Source organism: Pseudomonas sp. PONIH3, assembly GCF_002934345.1.
GTDB lineage: Bacteria > Pseudomonadota > Gammaproteobacteria > Pseudomonadales > Pseudomonadaceae > Aquipseudomonas > Aquipseudomonas soli.
On record NZ_CP026386.1, the window covers coordinates 5,028,180 to 5,052,351 of the forward strand.

General features: G+C 63.1%; 18 protein-coding genes. 13 read left to right on the forward strand and 5 right to left on the reverse strand.

The genetic code is table 11. From position 1 onward, the window contains the following. Window positions 1-59: 59 nt before the first annotated feature. A complete protein-coding gene (locus tag C3F42_RS23345; protein ID WP_094011652.1) occupies window positions 60-1,880 on the reverse strand; it encodes a sodium:proton antiporter in 1,821 nt (606 codons plus the stop codon). Window positions 1,881-1,948: 68 nt separating this feature from the next. Between C3F42_RS23345 and xerD the strand changes: the two genes are divergently transcribed. The 9 genes from xerD (at window position 1,949) to C3F42_RS23390 (ending at window position 12,821) form a co-directional block, all read left to right on the forward strand. Beyond that, a complete protein-coding gene (gene xerD / locus C3F42_RS23350; protein WP_104444971.1) occupies window positions 1,949-2,845 on the forward strand; it encodes a site-specific tyrosine recombinase XerD in 897 nt (298 codons plus the stop codon). Between the two features lie 105 nt (window positions 2,846-2,950). After that, window positions 2,951-7,270, forward strand: a complete 4,320-nt coding sequence (locus C3F42_RS23355; protein ID WP_104444972.1) for an RHS repeat-associated core domain-containing protein — start codon at window positions 2,951-2,953, stop codon at window positions 7,268-7,270. Between the two features lie 10 nt (window positions 7,271-7,280). Next, window positions 7,281-7,559 carry a hypothetical protein gene (locus C3F42_RS23360; RefSeq protein WP_023630107.1) on the forward strand — a complete coding sequence of 93 codons (279 nt, stop codon included), beginning with the start codon at window positions 7,281-7,283 and terminating at the stop codon, window positions 7,557-7,559. A gap of 82 nt (window positions 7,560-7,641) precedes the next feature. Next, window positions 7,642-8,100 carry a hypothetical protein gene (locus tag C3F42_RS23365; RefSeq protein ID WP_104444973.1) on the forward strand — a complete coding sequence of 153 codons (459 nt, stop codon included), beginning with the start codon at window positions 7,642-7,644 and terminating at the stop codon, window positions 8,098-8,100. A 164-nt stretch (window positions 8,101-8,264) separates the two neighbouring features. After that, window positions 8,265-9,014: a DsbC family protein gene (locus C3F42_RS23370; protein ID WP_023630109.1), complete on the forward strand. Its 750-nt coding sequence runs from the start codon at window positions 8,265-8,267 to the stop codon at window positions 9,012-9,014. A gap of 82 nt (window positions 9,015-9,096) precedes the next feature. Continuing rightward, window positions 9,097-10,401 (forward strand): homoserine dehydrogenase, encoded by a 1,305-nt coding sequence (locus C3F42_RS23375; protein ID WP_023630110.1) that lies wholly within the window; start codon window positions 9,097-9,099, stop codon window positions 10,399-10,401. A 54-nt stretch (window positions 10,402-10,455) separates the two neighbouring features. After that, complete coding sequence (gene thrC, locus C3F42_RS23380) at window positions 10,456-11,865, forward strand: threonine synthase (protein ID WP_023630111.1); 1,410 nt, start codon at window positions 10,456-10,458, stop codon at window positions 11,863-11,865. Window positions 11,866-12,023: 158 nt separating this feature from the next. Continuing rightward, complete coding sequence (locus C3F42_RS23385; RefSeq protein ID WP_023630112.1) at window positions 12,024-12,401, forward strand: response regulator; 378 nt, start codon at window positions 12,024-12,026, stop codon at window positions 12,399-12,401. A 138-nt stretch (window positions 12,402-12,539) separates the two neighbouring features. After that, window positions 12,540-12,821 (forward strand): DUF3509 domain-containing protein, encoded by a 282-nt coding sequence (locus C3F42_RS23390; protein WP_031314914.1) that lies wholly within the window; start codon window positions 12,540-12,542, stop codon window positions 12,819-12,821. 183 nt (window positions 12,822-13,004) lie between these two features. On the opposite strand, the gene C3F42_RS23395 is transcribed toward C3F42_RS23390, so the two are convergent. Both C3F42_RS23395 and C3F42_RS23400 read right to left on the reverse strand, forming a co-directional pair. After that, complete coding sequence (locus C3F42_RS23395) at window positions 13,005-13,883, reverse strand: TIGR02285 family protein (protein WP_104444974.1); 879 nt, start codon at window positions 13,881-13,883, stop codon at window positions 13,005-13,007. 10 nt (window positions 13,884-13,893) lie between these two features. Next, complete coding sequence (locus C3F42_RS23400) at window positions 13,894-15,093, reverse strand: CaiB/BaiF CoA-transferase family protein (protein ID WP_094011648.1); 1,200 nt, start codon at window positions 15,091-15,093, stop codon at window positions 13,894-13,896. A gap of 141 nt (window positions 15,094-15,234) precedes the next feature. Here C3F42_RS23400 and C3F42_RS23405 point away from each other — a divergent pair, with 141 nt between their 5' ends. Beyond that, window positions 15,235-15,777, forward strand: a complete 543-nt coding sequence (locus tag C3F42_RS23405; protein ID WP_038706702.1) for a YaeQ family protein — start codon at window positions 15,235-15,237, stop codon at window positions 15,775-15,777. Between the two features lie 30 nt (window positions 15,778-15,807). After that, complete coding sequence (gene recJ / locus C3F42_RS23410; protein ID WP_094011647.1) at window positions 15,808-17,517, forward strand: single-stranded-DNA-specific exonuclease RecJ; 1,710 nt, start codon at window positions 15,808-15,810, stop codon at window positions 17,515-17,517. An 820-nt stretch (window positions 17,518-18,337) separates the two neighbouring features. On the opposite strand, the gene C3F42_RS23420 is transcribed toward recJ, so the two are convergent. Beyond that, window positions 18,338-18,979: a TetR/AcrR family transcriptional regulator gene (locus C3F42_RS23420; protein WP_104444975.1), complete on the reverse strand. Its 642-nt coding sequence runs from the start codon at window positions 18,977-18,979 to the stop codon at window positions 18,338-18,340. Window positions 18,980-19,151: 172 nt separating this feature from the next. On the opposite strand from C3F42_RS23420, the gene C3F42_RS23425 reads away from it, so the two are divergent. After that, window positions 19,152-20,252 carry an efflux RND transporter periplasmic adaptor subunit gene (locus C3F42_RS23425; RefSeq protein WP_104444976.1) on the forward strand — a complete coding sequence of 367 codons (1,101 nt, stop codon included), beginning with the start codon at window positions 19,152-19,154 and terminating at the stop codon, window positions 20,250-20,252. Window positions 20,253-20,258: 6 nt separating this feature from the next. Further along, window positions 20,259-23,324 carry an efflux RND transporter permease subunit gene (locus C3F42_RS23430; protein WP_104444977.1) on the forward strand — a complete coding sequence of 1,022 codons (3,066 nt, stop codon included), beginning with the start codon at window positions 20,259-20,261 and terminating at the stop codon, window positions 23,322-23,324. A 130-nt stretch (window positions 23,325-23,454) separates the two neighbouring features. On the opposite strand, the gene C3F42_RS23435 is transcribed toward C3F42_RS23430, so the two are convergent. Then, complete coding sequence (locus C3F42_RS23435) at window positions 23,455-24,141, reverse strand: DUF4197 domain-containing protein (protein ID WP_023631317.1); 687 nt, start codon at window positions 24,139-24,141, stop codon at window positions 23,455-23,457. Between the last annotated feature and the right edge of the window lie 31 nt (window positions 24,142-24,172).

Sequence of the window (24,172 nt, forward strand, 5' to 3'; positions counted from 1 at the left end):
CGCAAAGCGGGTGCCAGGCACCGCGACGCATTCATCGCGGCTAATGCCGCTCCTACAGGTCAATGTGCCACAGGCTGTTCGGTCAGTTCCGGCTCCACCAGCGCCACCAGTGTCCACCCCGGCTGTGGCTTGAGTGGGTTGTCCGGGCTGGCCACATGTACCCAGCCTTGCCCGTCGCGGGCGAACAGCAGCGTCGCCCGTGGGCCATGCAACTGCTGGTAGTCGCCCCAGCCGAAGGCCTCGGTCAGCGTGGTGCTGTACAGCTCGGCACCCTGATGCAGCAGTTTGGCCAGCTGCCCATAGGTCATCGCGCTCGACCCGAGCAATTGCCCGCGATGCTCCTCGCTGGCCCGATGCTTGTCGCTGCGCTGTTTCTCCAGGCCGCTGGCCAGCACGAAAAGCCGGGCGTGGCCGAAGTCATGACGAAAGCGCGCGCAGGCCAGGGCATTGAGTTCGCCCGCCGGCGACAGCCCCAGCAGGTGGCCAAGCCCGACCAGGTCGAGGTGGGCGTCAGCGTGCTGCGACGCGGGGTTGCCGAAGTAGGTCGGCAGGTTGTCCATGCGCGCAGCGCGGATGTTCTCCCAGCTCGAGTCGGTCAACAGTACCCGGCAGCCCAGTTGTTGCAGGGCCTTGGCGATGGCGCGCGCAGGTGGGTTGGCACCGACCAGGAGAAACCCGCTCGGTGCCGGTTCCGCCACCTTCAGCAGGCGCGCCAAGGGGCGTGCGGTGGCGCTTTGCAGGACCACGGTGCCGATGATCACGGCAAAGGTCAGTGGCACCAGTAGCAGTGCGCCCTCATGCCCGGCCTGGTCCAGGCGAATGGCGAAGATAGCCGAAACCGCCGCGGCGACGATGCCCCGCGGCGCGATCCAGGCCAGCAGCGCGCGTTCCCGCCAGTTCAGCGGCGATCCCAGGGTCGACAGCAACACGTTCAGCGGCCTGGCCAGCAACTGGATCACCAGCAGCAGTGCCAGCACCGCTGGGCCCAAGGCGAGCAGGGCCTGCAGGTCGAGGCGCGCCGCCAGCAGGATGAACAGGCCGGAGATCAGCAGCACGCTGAGATTCTCCTTGAAGTGCAGGATCTGCCGCACATCCACGCCGGGCATGTTGGCCAGCCACATGCCCATGACCGTCACCGCCAGCAGGCCCGACTCGTGGACGATCTGGTTGGCGGCGATGAAGATGCCCAGCACCGCGGCCAACGACGCCAGGTTGTGCAGATACTCCGGCAGCCATTGCTCACGCATGATCTGCCCGAGCAGCCAGCCTCCGGCGACGCCAAGCGCGCTGCCGCAGAAAATCACCCCGGCGAAGGTCGCCAGGCTGTGGCTCAGGCCTTCGCCAGCGGCGCTGGCGATGATGAAGCTGTAGACCACAACCGCCAGCAGCGCGCCGATCGGGTCGATGACGATGCCTTCCCAGCGCAGGATATTGGCGATCGTCGCCTTCGGCCGCACCACCCGCAGCATGGGGACGATCACCGTGGGGCCGGTAACCAGGGTCAAGGTGCCGAACAGGATCGCCAGGGGCCAGTCGAAACCCAGCAGCCAGTGGGTGGCCAGGGCGATCACCAGCCAGGTGCTCAGCGCGCCGACGGTAACCAGGCGATGCACCACGCTGCCGATCTCGCGCCATTGCGACAGGTGCAGGGTGAGGCTGCCTTCGAACAGGATCAGCGCCACCGCCAGCGATACCAGTGGCATCAGCAACGGGCCGAACAATGCCTGTGGTTGCAGCCAGCCCAGCACCGGCCCGGCGAGGATGCCGCACAGCAGCAGGAACAGGATCGCCGGCAGTTTCAGGCGCCAGGCCAGCCATTGGCAGAGCAGGGCGGCCGCGCCAATGCCACCGACGCTCAAAAGAATCTGCTGTTCGTTCATGCGGGCTCCCTCTGCATGCCATGTTGTGAAAGACTAAGCGTCATTTCGTCGTTTGCCACCGAGTTTTCATGCCTGCACTGGACCACCCGCTGATCGACCAGTTCCTCGATGCCTTGTGGCTGGAAAAGGGGCTTTCCGACAATACCCGCGCCTCCTATCGCAGTGACCTGGCCTTGTTCAACGGCTGGCTGCAGGAAAAGCACGTGCTGTTGCCCGATGCCGGGCGCGAACTGATCCTCGATCACCTGGCCTGGCGCTTCGACCAAGGCTACAAGCCTCGTTCCACCGCGCGCTTCCTGTCCGGGTTACGTGGCTTTTTCCGTTACTTGTTGCGTGAGCGTTTGATCGGCGTCGATCCGACCTTGCAGGTGGACATGCCGCAACTGGGCCGGCCACTGCCCAAGTCGCTGTCGGAGGCCGATGTCGAAGCTTTGCTGCAAGCGCCGGATCGTGGTGAGGCGATTGGCCAGCGCGACCGCGCCATGCTCGAAGTGCTGTATGCCTGCGGTTTGCGGGTGACCGAGCTGGTCAGCCTGACCCTGGACCAGGTCAACCTGCGCCAGGGCGTGCTGCGGGTGATGGGCAAGGGCAGCAAGGAGCGCCTGGTGCCGATGGGCGAGGAGGCGGTGGTGTGGATCGAGCGCTACCTGCGCGATGGTCGCGCCGAGCTGCTGGGGGGGCGCCCCAGCGACGTGCTGTTCCCCAGCCAGCGCGGCGAGCAGATGACCCGCCAGACCTTCTGGCACCGCATCAAGCATTACGCGCGGGTGGCCGGCATCGACAAGCCGCTGTCCCCGCACACGCTGCGCCACGCCTTTGCCACGCACTTGCTCAACCACGGTGCCGACCTGCGCGTGGTGCAGATGCTGCTGGGCCACAGCGACCTGTCCACCACGCAGATCTACACCCATGTGGCCAAGGCCCGGCTGCAGGAACTACACGCTTTGCATCACCCTCGGGGTTGACGCTCGGGCGATCATCCAGCAGATTTCGACACCTCAAACGCTCGATATGGAAATCAAGCATGACCAGGTTCAAGTGCCCTGCAGCCATGCCGTTGCCGGTCAGTAATGTCTGACGCCCTGTGGGCCGCCCGTGAGGGCGATGCGCTGATGCACACCTCGATGATGGCCGACATCGTCAGTGGCGTGCTGGAAGTGGCCGCCAACGTCGCCATCGGCATGCTGGCCACCGCGGCGGTAACCGCGGCGCTGGGCCTGACCGTGGTCACCGGCGGCCTCGGCTGCTTCGTGCTCGGCGCGGTGGTGGGCATCGTGGTCGGCGTGGTCATGAGCAAGACCGGGGCCGACAAGGGCTTGAGCAGTTTATGCGAGGGCATCGGCAACTTCCTGTTCCCGCCCTCGGTGCAAGCCAACATCCTCACCGGCTCGAAGAATACCCACACCAATGGCAAACCGGCCGCACGCGCTGCCGGCGTCATCGTTGCCGCCGCTGCGCCCGCCGGCAGCGACGCGGCTCAGTCGCCGGCCGAGGAGGAGGAAGAAAGCTTCCTCGACATGGCCAAGGGATTTTTCTCGCAGATGTGGCGGCCTACGGTCGCCAGCCCGGCGCCGAACACCGAGCCTGCCGACGACGACAAGATCCTCTGCAGCAAGCATCCGCCGATGCCGCCGCAGTACCTGGCCGAAGGCTCGAGCAAGGTCACCATCAACGGTCACCCGGCCTGTCGCAGCGGCGATCGCAGCACCTGCGAGGCGGTGATCGTCGACGCCGGGCTGGTCTCCGATAATGTGCGTATCGGCGGCGACTCGATCGTGGTCCGGGAGATTCGCAGCGGCAAGACCCCAGGCATCGGCCTGGCGATTACCGCCTTGATGATGCTGCGCGGGCGCGGCGGCAAGTTCTACAGCAAGTTCGGCTGCATGTTGATTGGCGGCATCGGCAGCGCCGTCACCAGCCAGGTTACCGGCGCGATCACCAGCGCCATCGCCGGCTCACCCAACCCGGTCCACAGCTCCACTGGCGCCAAACTGTTGAGCGGCGAAGCCGAGCTTGATTTCAGCCTTCCGGGCTTGATCCCGTTGGACTGGCAGCGCTACTACAACAGCCGGGATGAACGCCGCGACGGCCTGTTCGGTGCTGGCTGGAGCGTCGATTACGAAGTCTCCGTCGCTATCGAAGCGCATCCTGAAGGCGGCGAGCACCTGCTGTTCACCGATGAGCAGGCACGGGTCGTCGACATGGGCCATATCCCTCGTGGTGATGCCGTGTTCAGCGCCGGCGAAGGCCTCAGCGTGCGTCGCGCGCACAATGGCGAACTGCTGATCGAAAGCGTCGACGGTCTCTATCGTCTGTTCCAGCCCACCCCGAACAATCCGCAGCGCCTGCGCCTGGCGCAACTGGGTGACCGCAACGACAACCGCATCTACCTGGACTACGACAGCAACGGCCGCTTGCTCAGGCTGCGCGATACCTTTGATGTGGTCCAGGTGCAGTTGGTTTACAGCAGCCAATGGCCAGCCCGGGTCAGCCATATCGAGCGATGGTACAGCGACGAGTCGAACGAGCTGCTGGTCAGCTATGCCTATGACAGCAACGGCGACTTGGCCGAAGTCCGCGACGCCAGCGGCCAGGTGCAGCGGCGCTTTGCCTATGACCAGGGCCGGCGCATGGTCGAACACCAGCTGCCCAGCGGCCTGCGTTGCTTCTATGAATGGACTCGTGCCGTAGACGACTGGCGCGTGGCCCGGCACTGGACCGACGACGGTGACGAGTACCGTTTCGACTACGACATCGAAGCTGGCATCACCCGGGTCACCGACGGTTTGCAGCGGGTCAGCACACGCTACTGGAACCCGCAGTACCAGATCATCCAGTACACCGACGCCCTCGGCCACACCTGGCGTTTCGAGTGGAACGACGAACGCCAGTTGCTGGGCGCCACCGACCCGCAGGGTGGGCAATGGCAATATCTGTACGATGAGTCCGGCAACCTCTGCGAAAGCATCGATCCACTGGGCCGCAGCGAGGCGACCCAGTGGCTGGAGCACTGGTCACTGCCCCGGGTACAGACCGACAAGGCCGGTAAGCGCTGGCGCTATCGCTACGACCAGCGCGGCAACTGCAGCAGCGAAACCGATCCGCTGGGCCGCACCACCCGCTACCGCCATGACGAACGCGGCCAGGTGGTGGAGATCATCGATGCGGCGGGCAAGCACAAGCACCTGCGCTGGAACGAATTGGGCCTGCTGATCGAGCAGGTCGATTGTTCGGGGTACCCGACCCGCTTCAGCTATGACCGGCGCGGGCATCTGCAGGCGGTCACCGATGCCCTCGGCGAACGTACCGAGTACCAGTACGATGCCCAGGGCCGATTGCTCGGCTCGCAATTGCCCGATGGGCGCAGTGAGCACTATCAGCTTGATCGCAACGGCCAGCTCAACAGCTATACCGACCCTGCCGGGCACTCCACCCAATACCGCTATAACCGGCGTGGCCAGGTGCAGCAGCGTATCGATCCGCATGGTCGGCGGGTGCAGTTCAGTTACGACGCCTACGGGCGGCTGCTGGCGCTGACCAATGAAAATAGCGAAAGCTACAGGTTCAGCTGGGACCTGGCTGATCGCCTGACTGAACAGCAGGATCTTGACGGCAGCGCCAGCCGCTATCACTACGACCGGCTGGATAACCTCAGTTGCGTTGAGTACCTCCCCGCCCCCCAAGGCGATGCTGAAGCGATCATTCATCAATTGCACCGGGATGCCGTCGGGCGCTTGATCAAAAAGCGCACCGACGATGGTGAAACCCGGTACAGCTACGATCCCCTTGATCAACTGACGGCAATCAGCTTCACCGACAAGGCAGGCAACAGCGAGCAACTGGCCTTCACTTACGATGCCCTTGGCCAATTGCTGGAAGAGCACAGCGCCAGTGGTGTGCTGCAACATCACTACGACGAACTCGGCAACCTGATCCAGACCCAGCTGCCCGACGGCCGCTGGCTCAACCGCCTGTACTACGGCAGCGGCCATCTGCACCAGCTCAACCTCGACGGCAAGGTGATCAGCGATTTCGAACGCGACCGCCTGCACCGTGAAGTGCTGCGCACCCAGGGCCGGGTCAGCACCCGCAGCGAGTACGACCGCAGCGGTCGTTTGCGCTCACGCCTGCGCCGCCCCAACCACCAGCCGCCGCAACTGCCGGCTACGGTACAGCAACGCTTCGATTTCGACTCGGCAGACAACCTGATCGGCCGTTTCAACCAGCAGCCCGGCAGCCAGCACCAGCAATTGCTGCACTACGATGCCAGCGGCCGGATCATGGCCAGCCAGGACGCTGGCCAGGGCCAGAGCGAAACCTTCGCCTACGACGCCGCCGCCAACCTGCTCGATGGGCCGCAAGCCGGCATCGGCCTGGTGCGCCATAACCGCTTGCTCACCTACCAGGACAAACGCTACCGCTACGACGGCTTCGGCCGCCTGATCGAGAAACGCAGCAGCCGGCGTGGCATTCAACATTTCAGCTACGACGCCGAGCACCGCCTGATCCAGGTGCGCAGCCAGCACGGTGGGCGCGAACGGATACTGAACATGCGCTACGACCCGCTCGGGCGGCGTGTCGAGAAAAGCGAATATGACGATCAGGGCAATCTGCTCGACCAGACCCGCTTCGCCTGGGATGGCCTGCGCTTGCTGCAGGAGCATCGCCACAGCCAGACCAGCCTGTATCTGTATGTGGAAGACAGTCACGAACCTTTGGCTCGGGTTGACGGTACAGGGCAGTACCAGCAGGTGCGCTACTACCATACCGATCTCAATGGCCTGCCCGAACAGTTGACGGCTGACAGTGGCGAAGCGCTCTGGCAGGCACGCTATCAGGTCTGGGGCAATACCCTGCAGGAAGTGCGTGAGGCGCATTTCATCGAAGAGCAGAACCTGAGGTTTCAGGGCCAGTACCTGGATCGTGAGACTGGTCTGCACTACAACACGTTTCGGTTTTATGATCCGGATATCGGACGCTTTATCCAGACAGACCCGATCAGTCTGGCCGGTGGTATAAACCTCTATCAGTACAGTGCGAATCCGTTTGATTGGATCGATCCACTGGGGCTCTCCTGTGGACCTAGAAGGACCCGGCACGTTCCGAATCGCCACGTCCGGCGGCACAATGATGTAGGCAAAAGTAAATTCACGCCTGCGGAACATAGAAAGCTACAGGCAAAAAGCAAATACAGAAAGCCGAGTCAGTACAAGAAGCTAGAGGACAGAACCATGAAACAACCCACCAGAGTTATTCGTCAGAATGATGGTCGAATTCGTTATGAGCGTGATTATGGTAGGGTGATCGGTACACGGGGTGAGAAAGGTCATGTCACAATCTATGACCCTGTGAAGGATAAGGTAGTAACATCTTACCCCTCTCATTTTTAAGGTATTTTTTATGTTGGACTTCTCTTATTTGTCAGACAAGCGAGGCGATAAGCCTTTCCTTCAGCTAAGTGATGCTGACGTCGCACGCGTCCATGATGCCTTTGCTAGGTTACGCGAAAAAACGGGTGTTTATATTGATCCTTATGGTCGGACAAGAATCTATCCTGAACATCAAAAAATACTCATCACGCTCCTGTCGAAGGATGCGGATGGCAGCGTGCTTCTTTTTATTGATTTTTTGAAAGTTGCCAGTGAGGCAGATGAGGTTTTGCTGGCAGACGGTGATTGATAGTGTGTCGTAGATAGGTGAGGCGTTCCAAGATTTGCCAGAAACCTCAAAGGCTGTGCACTCATATATTCAAAGGGTGGCAATGAAAAGTAGAATCATTGTTGAAACCTACGTTAAAGTTTTCGACGGTTTTGTTGACTTCTTTGAGTTTCAAGGCGAGGAACGCCGCCTGGATCAAATTGAAGGGGCTTTGGTTCTATCGATCAATGGTAAAAGTCTAATTGACCAAAGCATGTTTGATTATGTCGACGACCTGTGGAGCTATTTGTCAGAGGGACTGCTGAAGGTCAGTGAGGGGCAATCGTTCAGCTGCTTTTTTCCGGACCAGCCAATCGAAGTCAAACTTACCCCTGCCAATGGTCGTCTGCAGGTGAGCGTCAATTGTCACAGCGAGGTGTCTGTCGCCGCCGATAAAGATGAATTTGTCAGGGTCATGAGCGAACACGCACGCAAATTTTTCACTCGGTTGCAGGAGATAGAGCCTGGCGCTAAAGGTACTTGCGACTACGCATTGGGACACCTGAACAAAATTCGTCGGTAACCGCCGCCCCTGGCGCACGCAGCCTTGCGCTCCCGATCAAGCACGCCTCGACCGCCGTCGCTTCTGTGGTAGGCTTGGGCGGTTTGCACCGAGGGCCGCAATGACACCCCGATTTCAGCACGGGCGTGCTGCATCCGGCCCCCTGTCCGCCTTCAGGAGTTCCCATGCGCGTGACCCAGATTTTCGCTGCCGCCGCCCTGGCGCTGGCCAGTACCTTTGCCTTCGCCGCGGCCACCGATACCAATGCCGGTGCCGAGCAGGCGATTCGCAAGTCGTTGCAGAACCTCCAGCTGGAGGTTCCGATCGAAAGCGTTGCCAGCAGCCCGCTCAATGGCCTGTACGAAGTCAAGCTGCAGGGCGGCCGCGTGCTGTACGCCAGCGCCGACGGCCAGTTCGTCATGCAGGGCTACCTGTTCCAGATCCAGGACGGCAAGCCGGTCAACCTCACCGAGAAGACCGAGCGCCAGGGCATCGCCAAGTTGATCAACGGTATTCCGGCCGGCGAGATGGTGGTCTACCCGGCCAAGGGCGAGACCAAGTCGCACATCACCGTGTTCACCGACACCACCTGCCCGTACTGCCACAAGCTGCACGCCGAAGTGCCGGAGCTCAACCGCCGCGGTATCGAAGTGCGTTACGTCGCCTTCCCACGCCAGGGCCTGGGTTCGCCGGGCGACGAGCAGTTGCAGGCGGTCTGGTGCTCCAGTGATCGCCGCGCGGCGCTGGACAAGATGGTCGATGGCAAGGAAATCAAGGCAGCCAAGTGCGCCAACCCGGTCAGCAAGCAGTTCCAGCTGGGCCAGTCGATTGGTGTAAATGGCACGCCGGCGATCGTTCTACAGAATGGCCAGGTGATTCCGGGCTACCAGCCGGCGCCGCAAGTGGCCAAACTGGCCCTGGCCGAGAGCAAGTAACCAATTCAGTACGCCGTCGTCATGGGGTGACGGCATGTTTCACGGTCGGCGCAGGTGCCGGCCGTTCTATGGGGAGTTCACAGTGAAACCGGTCAAAGTAGGCATCTGTGGGTTGGGGACCGTCGGTGGCGGAACCTTCAATGTACTTCAGCGCAACGCCGAGGAGATCGCCCGCCGTGCCGGGCGCGGTATTGAAGTGGCACAGATTGCCATGCGCTCGCAGAACCCGAACTGCCAGATTACCGGTACCCCCATTACCGCTGATGTGTTCGAAGTCGCGAGCAACCCCGAGATCGATATCGTCATCGAGCTGATCGGCGGCTACACCATCGCCCGCGACCTGGTGCTCAAGGCCATTGAAAACGGCAAGCACGTGGTCACCGCCAACAAGGCGCTGATCGCCGTGCACGGCAACGAGATCTTCGCCAAGGCCCGCGAGAAGGGCGTCATCGTCGCCTTCGAAGCTGCCGTGGCCGGTGGCATCCCGGTGATCAAGGCGATCCGCGAGGGCCTGTCGGCCAACCGCATCAACTGGCTGGCCGGGATCATCAACGGCACCGGCAACTTCATCCTCACCGAAATGCGCGACAAGGGCCGTGCCTTCCCCGATGTGCTGGCCGAAGCCCAGGCGCTGGGCTACGCCGAGGCCGACCCGACCTTCGACGTCGAAGGCATCGATGCCGCGCACAAGCTGACCATCCTGGCGTCCATCGCCTTCGGTATCCCGCTGCAGTTCGACAAGGCCTACACCGAGGGCATCACCCAGCTGACCACCGCCGACGTGAACTATGCCGAGGCCCTGGGCTACCGCATCAAGCATCTGGGCGTGGCCCGTCGCACCGCCGACGGCATCGAGCTGCGTGTGCACCCGACGCTGATCCCCAATGATCGCCTGATCGCCAACGTCAATGGCGTGATGAATGCGGTGATGGTCAATGGTGACGCCGCCGGTTCCACCTTGTACTACGGCGCCGGTGCCGGCATGGAGCCGACCGCCTCGTCGGTGGTCGCCGACCTGGTCGATGTAGTTCGTGCCATGACCTCCGACCCGGAGAACCGTGTACCGCACCTGGCCTTCCAGCCGGATGCGCTGTCGGCCCACCCGATCCTGCCGATCGAAGCCTGCGAAAGCGCCTACTACCTGCGTATCCAGGCCAAGGACCACCCGGGCGTGCTGGCCCAGGTCGCCAGCATTCTCTCGGAGCGTGGCATCAACATCGAGTCGATCATGCAGAAGGAAGCCGAGGAACAGGATGGCCTGGTGCCGATGATCCTGCTGACCCACCGTGTGGTCGAGCAGCGTATCGACGACGCCATCGTCGCCCTGGAGGCACTCCAGGACGTGGTCGGCAAGGTCGTGCGCATCCGCGTCGAACAGCTCAATTAATTCCGGCGTTGGGCCGCGACGGCGGCCCGCGCCCAGCATCGAAGGTTTGCACCCATGCGCTATATCAGTACCCGCGGCCAGGCTCCGGCCCTGAACTTCGAAGACGTCCTGCTGGCTGGCCTGGCCAGCGATGGCGGCCTGTACGTACCCGAGAACCTGCCACGCTTCACCCAGGAAGAGATTGCGTCCTGGGCTGGCCTGCCGTACCACGAGCTGGCCTTCCGGGTGATGCGCCCGTTCGTCGAAGGCAGCATCGCCGATGCCGATTTCAAGAAAATCCTCGAAGAGACCTATGGCAACTTCGCCCACGCCGCGGTCGCGCCGCTGCGCCAGCTCAATGGCAACGAGTGGGTGATGGAGCTGTTCCACGGCCCGACCCTGGCCTTCAAGGACTTCGCCCTGCAGTTGCTCGGCCGTCTGCTCGACCACGTGCTGGTCAAGCGCGGCGAGCGCGTGGTGATCGTCGGTGCCACCAGCGGTGACACCGGCTCGGCCGCCATCGAAGGCTGCCGCCGTTGCGACAACGTCGACATCTTCATCCTGCACCCGCACCAGCGCGTGTCGGAAGTGCAGCGCCGGCAGATGACCACCATCCTCGGCGACAACATCCACAACATCGCCATCGAAGGCAACTTCGACGACTGCCAGGAGATGGTCAAGGCCAGCTTTGCCGACCAGTCCTTCCTCAAGGGCACTCGCCTGGTGGCGGTCAACTCGATCAACTGGGCGCGGATCATGGCCCAGATCGTCTACTACTTCCATGCCGCGCTGCAGCTCGGCGGCCCGGCGCGCTCGGTGGCGTTCTCGGTGCCGACCGGCAACTTCGGCGATATCTTCGCCGGTTACCTGGCGCGCAACATGGGGCTGCCGATCAGCCAGCTGGTGGTGGCGACCAATCGCAACGACATCCTGCACCGCTTCATGAGCGGCAACCAGTACGTCAAGGACGCCCTGCACCCGACCCTGTCGCCATCGATGGACATCATGGTCTCGTCCAACTTCGAGCGTCTGCTGTTCGACCTGCACGGCCGCAATGGTGCCGCGGTTGCCCAACTGATGGACACCTTCAAGCAAGGCGGCGGCTTCAGCGTCGAGCAGGATCGCTGGACCGAAGCGCGCAAGCTGTTCGATTCGCTGGCCGTCACCGACGAGCAGACCTGCGAGACCATCGCCGAGGTGTTCCAGAGCACCGGTGAAGTCCTCGACCCGCACACCGCGATCGGCGTCAAGGCCGCCCGCGAGTGCCGCCGCAGCCTGGATACGCCGATGGTGGTGCTGGGCACCGCGCATCCGGTCAAGTTCCCCGAGGCGGTGGAGAAGGCCGGTGTCGCCAAGGCACTGGAGCTGCCGGCGCATCTTTGCGATCTGTTCACCCGTGAGGAGCGTTGCACGGTGCTGGCCAATGACTTGAAGACCGTGCAGGCCTTTGTCAGCCAGCATGGCAACCGCGGCAAACCACTCTAAGCCGACCCCAGTCACAGGGAAGCCCGTTTTGCACGGGCTTTTTTGTGGGTGCACAACAGGCGCGAACGGCTTTCAGATCTTTCCCATGTAGTTCGATGGTTCCCCCTACTAAAGTGGCGTTCAAACCAACACCACACATGGCTCCAGGGGGGAAGCTCATGCATCAGCTGAATGTTCTTATCCACCAGGCTCGGCCCTACTATCAGATGCTGTTACATCAGGCCTTCAATGCCCAAGGTGTGTACAACGTCCGGCTCACCGATGATGTTCCAGCAGCGACGGCCCATATGGCGCGGCGACAGCAGTCCGTTGATGTGCTGGTGCTTGATCCGGCAATGCCAAGGCGCCATGCCCGTCGCCTGTTCAAGTATCTGGTGCAGGCTTCCTGTACGGGAGGCTTGTTATTTGTCGGCAGTGACGGCGCTGAGGGTATCGGCCTGGCGCTCGAGGCGCGCAAGCAGGGTTTGAAAGTCCTGGCCGAGTTGCCCTGGCCGATGTCCATGGTGGGCCTGGAACAGGCACTGGGGCGCCTGTAGCCTGCTTAACGGCAGCAGGGCGGGGGCAGAGTATCTAGGCTGTCATGTTTGCGGCGCATGCTCGTGATGACGGGCCAGGGCGAACTTTCCGTCGGCCCCGATGGTCAGTTTCCTTACCCTAACCAGCGAGTAATCCGGATGGAAAGAATCTGCAGACTGCTCAACGATGCCCTGACCCCTTACCAGGCCGAAATTGGGCCGGCCGATAGCCGTGGCCGCCGGCACCTGAGTGTTCTCGATGAACACGGTTTGTCGATTCTGCGGCGTACGGTCTGTGAGCGAGAGCTGGTGGAGCAGCAATTGCTGGTCGACCTGGTTGATGGCCTGCACCGTGACCTGCAAATTGCCGAAGGTCGCCTGCAGCCTTGTGTGATCGCCGCCTTGCAGCATCAGAAGCAAATACCCGGAACCTTTGCCTGACCGGGCCGTCAGACACAGCAAGGGCAGTTTGATGGTGCTTTGCTCCGGTACCATTCAGGCTGTCACGGGAAGTCCCAAGGGCTTTCGCTTGACCCCGGTCGCCCCCCCCAGCGTCCGGGGTTTCTTTTGGCCTGAATTCACCCGCACCCGTGTAGGAGCCGTTACTGTCCCATGGACATCAACTCAGTGCGCAGGGGCTTCACCCTCTTCGAAGAAATGCCGGGCCTGGCCCAGGTAATCCTCCTGGAGTTCGGCATCCAGCCAGCGTGCATAGAGGCCCGGCAAGGTGTCGCGACGCAGCGCGGGCAGCAATTGGTCTATATGGTCGATCGCCTTGCGCCCCAGGACAGTGTCCGAGCAACCCACATGGAGGAACTGGTAGCGGTTGACGCTACGAATGGGATAGAACCGGTAATCGTCCAGTGAGCCATTCTGCTGCTGGATCAGGTAACGCATCTCCGGCCAGTAGCCGAGCACCAGTTGCAGGCGCCCCAATTGCTGCATTTGCAGCAGGCTGGCCGTGGCATCGTTGCCGTAGTGACGGCTGAACGCGGTATCGGGCAGTTGCCGCAGGACTTCGTCGACCTGCGCGCTGTAGCTGCGTTCAGCGACGATCCCCAGTTTGAGGCGGGTTTCGGTAAGCAAGCGCTGCAGGTCCACCTGCTGCCCTTCCAGGTATGGGGTCAATAGCGCCTGGTCTTGCTTGCGCACGATCAGGCCACTGCTCAACACTCCTAGCGATGGCAGAGAGAAGTGCACATACCGGGCGCGCTCGGGCGTCCACAGCAGGGTCGGATCGCAGGTGAAACTGGGCTCCTGGAGCATCTGCAGGCCCCGGGCTCGATTGACCCGGATGATGCTGTGATCGTACTCGGGCATCCGGGTGATCAGCATCGGCAGCAGTTGGTCGATCACCCCCTGGCCCTTGGCCGGCCCTTCGAAGATGGTGAACGGCGGCAGGTCGCGCACCAGCCACAGCAGGCGCTCCCTGGCCTCTGCCGCCTGCCCCGCGAGTGAGGTCAGCGCCAGACAGAGGATGATGGGCAGATGACGAATACCCATGGGACGTCGATCAGACCGTACCGGCCGCGCGCAGGCGGGCAATGGCGGCTGAGTCGTAGCCCAGGCCGGCCAGCACCGTAGCCGTGTGTTCGCCCAGGGCAGGGCCGATCCATTCGGTCGAACCGGGGGTGTCTGACAGCTTGGGCACGATGCCCGGCATCTTGAATGGTTTGCCATCCGGCAGCCGGGCCTGGAGGAACATCTCGCGGGCGAGGAATTGCGGGTCGCTCAGCATGTCTTCGGCGGAGTAGATCCGGCTGGCCGGCACCTCGGCGTCCTTGAGCACCTGCATCACCGTGTCCAGCGGCAGGCCGTTGGCCCAGCGGTCGATAACGCCGTACAGCTCGTCACGGCGGGCATCGCGACCATCATTGGTGGCCAGGGCGGCATCGTTGGCCAGGTCGTCACGGCCGATAGCCTGCATGAAGCGCTTGAAGATCGCATCGCCATTGGCGCCAATCTGCACATGTCGGCCATCGGCGGTGGTGTGAATGCATGAAGGGGTGATACCCGGCATGATATTGCCGGTGCGCTCGCGGATGAAACCGAACACGTCGAATTCCGGCACCATGCTTTCCATCATGGCGAAGATCGCTTCGTACAGCGCCACATCCACGACTTGGCCGTCGCCACCGTTGATTTCACGATGACGCAGGGCCATCAGCGCGCCAATCACGCCCCAGAGGGCGGCAATGGAGTCGCCGATTGAAATCCCCGTGCGCACTGGCGGGCGATCCTCGAAACCGGTGATGTAGCGCAATCCGCCCATGGATTCGCCAACCGCGCCGAAGCCTGGCTGGTCCTTCATCGGGCCGGTCTGGCCGAAGCCTGACAGGCGCACCATGACCAGGCGCGGGTTGAGGGCATGCAGCACATCCCAGCCCAGCCCGAGTTTTTCCAGCACGCCCGGGCGGAAGTTCTCGATCAGGATGTCGGCCTCGGCCAGCAGGCGCTTGAGCACTTCGCGGCCTTCAGGATGCTTGAGGTTGAGGGTCAGTGATTGCTTGTTGCGCGCCTGGACGAACCACCATAGCGAGGTGCCCTCGTACAGCTTGCGCCATTTGCGCAGCGGATCACCGCCATCGGGCGACTCGACCTTGATCACCTCGGCACCGAACTCGGCGCAGATCCGCGAGGCGAACGGGCCGGCGATCAGGGTGCCGAGCTCGATGACTTTCAGGCCGGCGAGGGGTTTGCTGGGCGTTGTCATGGGGCATCCGTGGCGTCTGGGCGTGACGCAGGTTGTATCACAGCTCGGCGGCGGCAGGTATATCGGCATTGTCTGAACCGGCGCTGACGCCTGGGATCAGTTAGACTGTGCGCCTTTCCCCCCGCAAGAAGCCTATTGCCCATGGCCCAGCCGTCCACCACCTACAAGTTCGAATTGAATCTGACCGACCTCGACCGCGGCGTGTACGAGAACGTCCGCCAGACCATCGCCCGCCACCCTTCGGAAACCGAAGAACGTATGGCCGTGCGCCTGCTGGGCTATGCCCTCTGGTACAACGAGCAGCTGTCCTTTGGCCGTGGCCTGTCGGACGTCGATGAGGCGGCACTGTGGGAAAAAAGCCTGGACGACCGGATCCTGCACTGGATCGAAGTCGGCCAGCCTGACGCCGACCGCCTGACCTGGTGCTCGCGGCGCACCGAGCGCACCAGCCTGCTGGCCTACGGCAGCCTGCGCGTGTGGGAGACCAAGGTGGTCGGCGCGGTCAAGGGCCTGAAGAACCTGAGCATTGCCGCCGTGCCGCAAGAAGTGCTGGAAACCCTCGCCACCGATATGCCGCGTACCATCAAGTGGGACGTGATGATCAGCGAAGGCACTGTGTTCGTCACCGACGACCGTGGCCAGCACGAAGTGCAGTTGCAATGGCTGCTTGGCGAGCGCGGCTGACCTGAAACAAAGCGGAATTGCGAAGACCCCATGCGTATCGAACCACGTCCCCTGCCGTCCCCCCTGCCGTTGCTGGGCAACCTGCCGCCCTTGCTGACCCGTCTGTACGCCGCCCGTGGCGTAGCGTCCGAGGCCGAGCTGGACAAGAGCCTGGCGCGCTTGCTGCCTTACCAGCAACTCAAGGGTATCGACGCGGCGGTGGAGCTGCTGGTCGAGGCGCTCGATCAGCGCCAGCGCATTCTCATCGTCGGCGATTTCGATGCCGACGGCGCCACCGCCAGCACGGTCGGCGTGCTGGGCTTGCGCTTGCTGGGTGCGGCCCATGTCGACTACCTGGTGCCCAACCGCTTCGAGTATGGCTACGGCCTGACCCCGGAGATCGTCGCGGTTGCGCTCGAGCGCCAGCCGCAATTGCTGATCACCGTGGACAACGGTATCTCCAGCGTCGATGGCGTGGCCGCGGCCAAGGCTGCCGGGCTCAAGGTGCTGGTCACCGACCACCACCTGCCGGGCGAGCAACTGCCGGCCGCCGACGCCATCGTCAATCCCAACCAGCCCGGTTGCGCGTTTCCGAGCAAGTCACTGGCCGGTGTCGGCGTGATCTTCTACGTGCTGATGGCCCTGCGTGCGCGGTTGCGCAGCCTGGGGCGCTACGAAACGCAGCCGCAGCCGAACATCGGCGAGCTGCTTGACCTGGTGGCACTGGGCAGCGTCGCCGACGTGGTACCACTGGATGCCAACAACCGCATCCTGGTGCATCAGGGGCTGGAGCGTATCCGCGCCGGTCGCGCCCGCCCGGGGCTCAAGGCCATCCTCGAAGTGGCGCGGCGCGACCACAAGCGCATCACTTCCACTGACCTTGGCTTCATCCTTGGCCCTCGGCTCAATGCCGCCGGGCGCCTGGACGACATGAGCCTGGGCATCGAATGCCTGTTGTGCGAAGACGCGGCGCTTGCGCTGGATATGGCCCAGCAACTGGATGGCCTGAACCAGGATCGCAAGTCCATCGAGCAGGGCATGCAGCGCGAGGCTTTGGCCCAGCTCAAGGATCTGCCGGTCGAGTCCATGCCTTATGGCTTGTGCCTGTTCGACGCCGACTGGCACCAGGGGGTGATCGGTATCCTCGCTTCGCGCCTTAAAGAGCGTTATCACCGCCCGACCATCGCCTTTGCCGATGCGGGAGAAGGGGTGCTGAAGGGCTCGGCGCGCTCGGTGCCGGGGTTCCATATCCGTGATGCGCTGGACGCCGTTGCGGCGCGGCATCCGAGCTTGATCAGCAAGTTCGGTGGGCATGCCATGGCGGCGGGGCTGTCCTTGCCGGCCGAGAATTTCCCTGCGTTTGCCGAGGCGTTCGACGACGAGGTGCGGCGCCAGTTGCGTGAGGAAGACCTGACCGGGCGGTTGTTGTCGGATGGCACGTTGGCGGTGGAGGAGTTTCACCTGGACCTGGCGCGGGCATTACGCAATGCCGGGCCCTGGGGGCAGCACTTTCCCGAGCCGTTGTTCCATGGGGTGTTCCAGCTGGTCGAACAGCGGGTCGTAGGGGAGCGGCATCTGAAAGTGGTGCTCAAGAGCGAGTGTGGGGCGGTGCGGTTGGATGGGATTGCCTTTGGGATTGACCGGGAGGTCTGGCCGAATCCTACAGTGCGGTGGGTGGAGTTGGCTTACAAGTTGGATGTGAATGAGTTTCGGGGGAATGAGAGTGTGCAGTTGATGATTGCGCATATGGAGGCGCGGTGATCTTTTGTTGGGGTTTTGGGGGGGGTGGGGGTTTTGGAGTTTTGGTTGTTTTGAAGTTGTATGCGCATTCATTTGCGATGGCGACGCATAGTCACCTTTCCGCCCTTACGGCGGCTTACTTTGGTCTTGGCCAAAGTAAGCAAAGCCGCTGCGCTCCATTCATCCGGCCCTCCGCTTCGCTCCGGGTTCCCTCACTCCGGCCTTGCTCCCGGGAGGACCGCGCTGAACGCCCCATCCTGGGGCGCAGCGCTTGACGGGCATCCATGCCCGTCACCTCCCTCCGCAAGACCTGCGTTCGGCCTCCTGAAGTCGCGAAGTTACGGGCGGCGCCTGCACTAACGCAGCTAGTCGCTAGTTGCCATCGTGGGAACTCTAGATCAACATCGCGGGGCAATGAAGAACAACATTACAGCCACTAACAAAACCAACATATCTGCTCTTAATCTGCTCTTGATCTTGCTTCTAAGTGCGCGATAGTTCAGGCGCCACCAATTGCGACTTCAGGAGGCCGAGTGGAGTTCTTGCGTAGTGGGGCGACGGCCATGGATGGCCGTCGAGCGCTGCGCCCCAGGATGGGGCGTACAGCGCGGTACCCACGGGAGCAAGAACGGAGCGAGGGAACCCCGGAGCGAAGCGTAGGGGCCGTATGAACGGAGCCGAACGGTTTTGCCTACTTTTGTCAAGACAAAAGTAGGTCGCCGTAAAGGCGACAGGGTGACTAAATGTCGACATCTTCTACGAATGCGCTCACAAAACCCAAAACAATCGCCCCGAACCCGAACCCGAACCCGAACCCGAACCCGAACCCGAACCCGAACCCTTACCCCCGAAACGCCCGAATAAAAACCCCCACCGCCTCCCGCACATGCGCCTCAGCCTCATCCCCCTCCAGCGCCGGCGAGCACCCCAGCAGCAACCGATAATCCGGCGCCCCCTTCACCAGGCAGAAGAAATGCTCCGCCGCCTGCCACGGGTTATCGATCCGCAGCAGTCCCCGCTGATCGACACAACGCAGCAACGCCTCCATCCCGCTCATTACCCGCTTGGGCCCCGCCGCGTAGAAGTACTGACCAAACCCCGGATCCTGGCTGCCCAGGGCAAAGATCAGGCGGCTCAGCTTGACGGCCTCGTCGCTGCTGATCAAAGCCTGGAAGCCACGGGCAATGTTCAGCAGCACGTCTTCCACCGCCGCGCCTTCGGGATACTCGAACATCAGGTCAGGCAACTGGTTCTGGCAGGTGGCCATGACCGCCGCGCCGAACAGCGTCTGCTTGTCGGTGAAATGGCTGTAGACGGTGAGTTTTGAAACACCTGCCGCCGCCGCGACCGCATCCATGCTGGTGTTGGCATAGCCAAGGCTGAGGAACAGGTGCTTGGCAGCTTCGAGGATGGCCTCGCGCTTAGCCAGGTCCTTGGGCCGGCCGGGGCCGATGGGTGCGTCGTTGGACATGAGGGACCGCATTCTCTGTGAAAGGGGCACATCTTACCGGGTCCGCGGGCGGTCGGCTGCAGCGTACGTCGTATCACTAAAAAGGCATTTTCTCTGAAACGCCCGCTTCCCCGACCAGGTTCGCTAATTTAATATACTCATCAGTATAAATATTCAAAGCGCCCTCTGCCAAAGGTCATTCATCATGTTGCGTCGTGCATTGTCACTCGCCCTGCCGGCCGCCGCCGTGCTGCTGCTCACCGCCTGCGGCCAGGAGGCCGCGCCGCCCACCGCGCCGCGTCCGGCGCTGGTGGTTCAACCACAACCGGCTGGCGCCTCCGCCGACAGTTACCCCGGCGAGGTGCGGGCGCGCTTCGAACCTGACCTGGCGTTCCGTATCGGTGGCAAGGTCAGCAAACGCCTGGTGGAGGAGGGGCAGCGGGTCAAGGCCGAGCAGCCGCTGGCCGAACTCGATCCCCAGGACGTACGCCTGCAACTGGAAGCCAACCGCGCTCAGCTGGCGGCGGCCGAGGCCAACCTGGCGCTGGTGCGCGCCGAGCGCGATCGCTACCAGAAACTGCTGCATCGGCAAATGGTCAGCCACTCTCAGTTCGACAATGCCGAGAACCTCTATCGCGCCGGCATGGCCCGTCTGAAGCAAGCCAAGGCCGAGTACGAGGTAGCGGGTAACCAGGCCGAGTATGCCGTGTTGCGCGCCCCTCAGGCCGGCGTGATTGCCAAGCGCCAGGTCGAAGTGGGGCAGGTGGTGGCGGCAGGGCAAACCGTCTTCACGCTGGCCGCCGATGGTGAGCGCGAAGTGGCCATAGGCCTCCCAGAGCAGCAGTTCGCCCGCTTTGCCGTGGGGCAGGTAGTCAGCGTTGAACTTTGGTCGCACCCGAACCGGCGATTCGAAGGGCGGATTCGCGAGCTCTCCCCGGCGGCGGACCCCCGTTCGCGCACCTTCGCCGCGCGCATCGCCTTTACCTCCAACGCCACCCCGGCCGAACTGGGTCAGAGCGCACGGGTGTTCATCGACCATGGCGAACGCTCGCCGCTGGCGGTGCCGCTGTCGGCGGTGACCGCCGAAGCGGGGCAGGCCTATGTCTGGCGGATCGGCCAGGATAACCGCCTGGAACGCGTCCCCGTGCGCCTCGGCGCTTATGGCGCGGACAGCGTGCCGGTGCTCGAAGGCCTGCAGGCCGGCGACTGGGTGGTTGCCGCCGGTGGCCACGTGCTGCGCGAGGGGCAACAAGTGCGGCCTGTGGACCGCAGCAACCGTGAAGTGAACCTGGCGGCCAAGGAGTAAGTCCCGATGGGTTTCAACCTTTCCGCCTGGGCGCTGCGCAACCGCCAGATCGTGTTGTTCCTGATGATACTGCTGGCAGCAATTGGCGCCATTTCCTACACCAAGCTCGGACAGAGCGAGGACCCTCCGTTCACCTTCAAGGCCATGGTCATCCGGACCCTTTGGCCGGGCGCGACCGCCGAGGAGGTCGCCCGCCAGGTCACCGAGCGTATCGAAAAGAAACTGATGGAGACTGGCGAGTACGAGCGGATCGTCTCGTTCTCCAGGCCCGGTGAGTCCCAGGTCACCTTCATGGCCCGCGACTCGATGCATTCGGCGCACATCCCCGAGTTGTGGTACCAGATCCGCAAGAAAGTCGCGGATATCAAGCACACCCTGCCCCCCGAAGCGCAGGGGCCATTCTTCAATGACGAGTTCGGCACCACCTTCGGCAATATCTACGCCCTGACCGGTGCCGGCTTCGACTATGCGGTGCTCAAGGACTACGCCGACCGTATCCAGATCCAGCTGCAGCGGGTCAAGGACGTGGGCAAGGTGGAGCTCATCGGCCTGCAGGATGAAAAGATCTGGATCGAACTGTCCAACGTCAAGCTGGCCACGCTCGGGGTGCCGCTCGCCGCCGTGCAGCAGGCACTGCGCGAGCAGAACGCGGTGAGTACCGCGGGCTTCTTCGAAACCCCCAGCGAGCGCCTGCAACTGCGGGTCAGTGGGCGCTTCGACAGCGTCGAACAGATTCGCCAGTTCCCTATCCGCATCGGTGACCGCACCTTCCGCATCGGTGATGTCGCCGAGGTACAGCGCGGTTTCAACGACCCACCCGCGCCGCGCATGCGCTTCATGGGCGAGGACGCCATCGGGCTGGCGGTATCGATGAAGGACGGCGGCGACATCCTGGTGCTCGGCAAGGCCCTGGAAGGCGAGTTTGCCCGCCTCGCGCAGAGCCTGCCGGCGGGCATGGAGCTGCGCAAGGTGTCCGACCAGCCGGCGGCGGTGAAGGCCGGGGTTGGTGAGTTCGTTCAGGTGCTGGTTGAGGCCTTGGTCATTGTCCTGCTGGTGAGCTTCTTCTCGCTCGGCCTGCGCACCGGCCTGGTGGTGGCTCTGGCGATCCCGCTGGTGCTGGCCATGACCTTCGCTGCCATGCACTACTTCGGCATCGGCCTGCACAAGATCTCGCTGGGGGCGCTGGTGCTGGCCCTGGGCCTGCTGGTCGACGACGCGATCATCGCGGTGGAGATGATGGCGATCAAGATGGAACAGGGCTACGACCGGCTCAAGGCGGCGAGCTATGCCTGGACCAGCACGGCGTTCCCGATGCTCACCGGCACCCTGATCACCGCCGCAGGCTTCCTGCCGATTGCCACGGCGGCTTCGGGTACAGGGGAATACACCCGTTCGATCTTCCAGGTGGTGACCATCGCCCTGCTGACCTCCTGGGTTGCCGCAGTGGTATTCGTGCCCTACCTGGGCGAGCGCCTGCTGCCGGACCTGGCCAAGCTCCACGCGGCCCGCCGCGGCGCTGACGGGCACGCCCCCGACCCCTATGCGACGCCGTTCTACCAGCGTGTCCGGCGTGTAGTGGAATGGTGCGTGCGGCGGCGCAAGACGGTGATCGTGCTGACCATCGCCGCGTTCGTCGGTAGCATCCTGCTGTTCCGCTTCGTACCGCAGCAGTTCTTCCCCGCGTCCGGGCGGCCGGAACTGATGGTCGATCTTAAGCTGACCGAAGGCGCTTCGCTGAACAACACCGCCGAGCGGGTCAAGCAATTGGAGGCGCTCCTCAAGCAGCAGGACGGTATCGCCAACTATGTTGCCTATGTCGGCACCGGTTCGCCGCGTTTCTACCTGCCGCTGGACCAGCAACTGCCTGCGGCGAGCTTTGCCCAGTTCGTGGTGCTGGCCAAGTCGCTGGAGGACCGTGAACGCCTGCGCAGCTGGTTGATCGGAACTCTGGACCAGCAGTTCCCCGACCTGCGTTCGCGTGTCACGCGCCTGGAAAACGGCCCGCCCGTAGGCTACCCGGTGCAGTTCCGGGTTACCGGCGAACACATCGAGAGGGTTCGCGCCCTGGCCCGCGAGGTGGCGGCCAAGGTGCGCGAGAACCCGCATGTGGTCAACGTGCACCTGGACTGGGAAGAACCGAGCAAGGCGGTGTACCTGGACATCGACCAGGACCGTGCCCGGGCGCTGGGCGTGAGCACTGCGCACCTGTCGAGCTTCCTGCAGAGTTCACTGACCGGCAGCAACGTCAGCCAGTACCGCGAAGACAACGAGCTGATCGAGATTCTCCTGCGCGGTACGCCAGAGGAGCGCCGTGAGCTGGGCAACCTGGGCAGTCTGGCGGTGCCCACCGACAACGGCCAGAGCGTGGCCCTGTCGCAGGTGGCGACCCTGGAGTACGGCTTCGAGGAAGGCATCATCTGGCACCGTAACCGCCTGCCCACGGTCACCGTGCGCGCCGATATCTACGACAAGGAACAGCCGGCGACCTTGGTCAAGCAGATCCAGCCGACGCTGGCGCAGATCAAGGACGAGCTGCCTGATGGCTACTTGCTCGAGGTGGGCGGGACGGTGGAAGACTCCGAGCGTGGCCAGCGTTCGGTGAACGCCGGGATGCCACTGTTCATCGTGGTGGTGCTGAGCCTGCTGATGATCCAGCTGCGCAGTTTCTCGCGGATGTTCATGGTGTTCCTCACCGCGCCCCTCGGGCTGATCGGCGTGACCCTGTTCCTGCTGGTGTTTCGCCAGCCATTCGGCTTCGTCGCCATGCTCGGGACCATCGCCCTGGCCGGCATGATCATGCGCAACTCGGTGATCCTGGTGGACCAGATCGAACAGGACATCGCCGCGGGGATGGAGCGTTGGCAGGCGATCATCGAGGCCACGGTGCGACGCTTCCGGCCAATCGTGCTGACCGCGCTGGCGGCGGTGCTGGCTATGATTCCGTTGTCGAGGAGTGTGTTCTACGGGCCGATGGCGGTAGCGATCATGGGCGGGTTGATCGTCGCCACGGTGCTGACCCTGCTGTTCCTGCCAGCGTTGTATGCGGCGTGGTTCAGGGTCAAGAAATACTGAGGAACGAGCGGGAGGGCTTTGCCCTCCTATCGCCGGCAAGCCGGCTCCCACACGAGTTGCGCAGTACCTGTGGGAGCTGGCTTGCCAGCGATAGGGCTGCACAGCAGCCCCACCGGTTTTCAGCTCAACATCACAGCGCGCCGAACACCTTCTTGGCCAGGCTGGTGGCCGCACCGGCCGGGTTCTGGCGAATGCTTTCTTCCTGCTTGCCGATCATTTCGAACAAGCCGTCCAGCGCCTTCTCGGTCACATAGTTCTCGATATTGGCGTCATCCTTGATCAGGCCCAGGCCTTTGGCCTGCCCTGCAAAGCTGTTGTACTGCTGGGCCAGGCCGACCTTGTCGGTGGCCTGCTTGACGATCGGCAGGAACTTGGCGCGGATCTGCTCGCGGCTGCTCTTGTTCAGGTACTGGGTGGCCGAGTCCTGGCCGCCGCTGAGGATGCCCTTGGCATCGGTCACGGTCATCTTCTTCACCGCGTCCACCAGAATCGCCTGGGCTTGCGGCACGGCAGCCTCGGCGGCCTTGTTCATGCTGGTTTCCAGGGCATCGACCTGGTCACCCTTGCCGAACATCTTCATGGCTTTGGCCGCTTTGCCGAGGTTGCCCGGCAGCTCGATGCGCACGTCCGGGTTGTTGCTGAAGCCGCCGGGGGTGCTCAGTTGCTTGACGGCGATCTGCGCGCCTTGGGTAAGGGCGTCCTTCAGGCCGCCGGAGGCGTCGCTCTGGGACAGGTCACCGAGCGACAGGGCCAGGGCGCTGGCCGACAACAGCAGGCCGGCGCACAGAGTGGTGAAGCGCAGGGAGGAGCGGATCATGGGGCTTCCTTATGGGCAGAGTGGAGCAGGT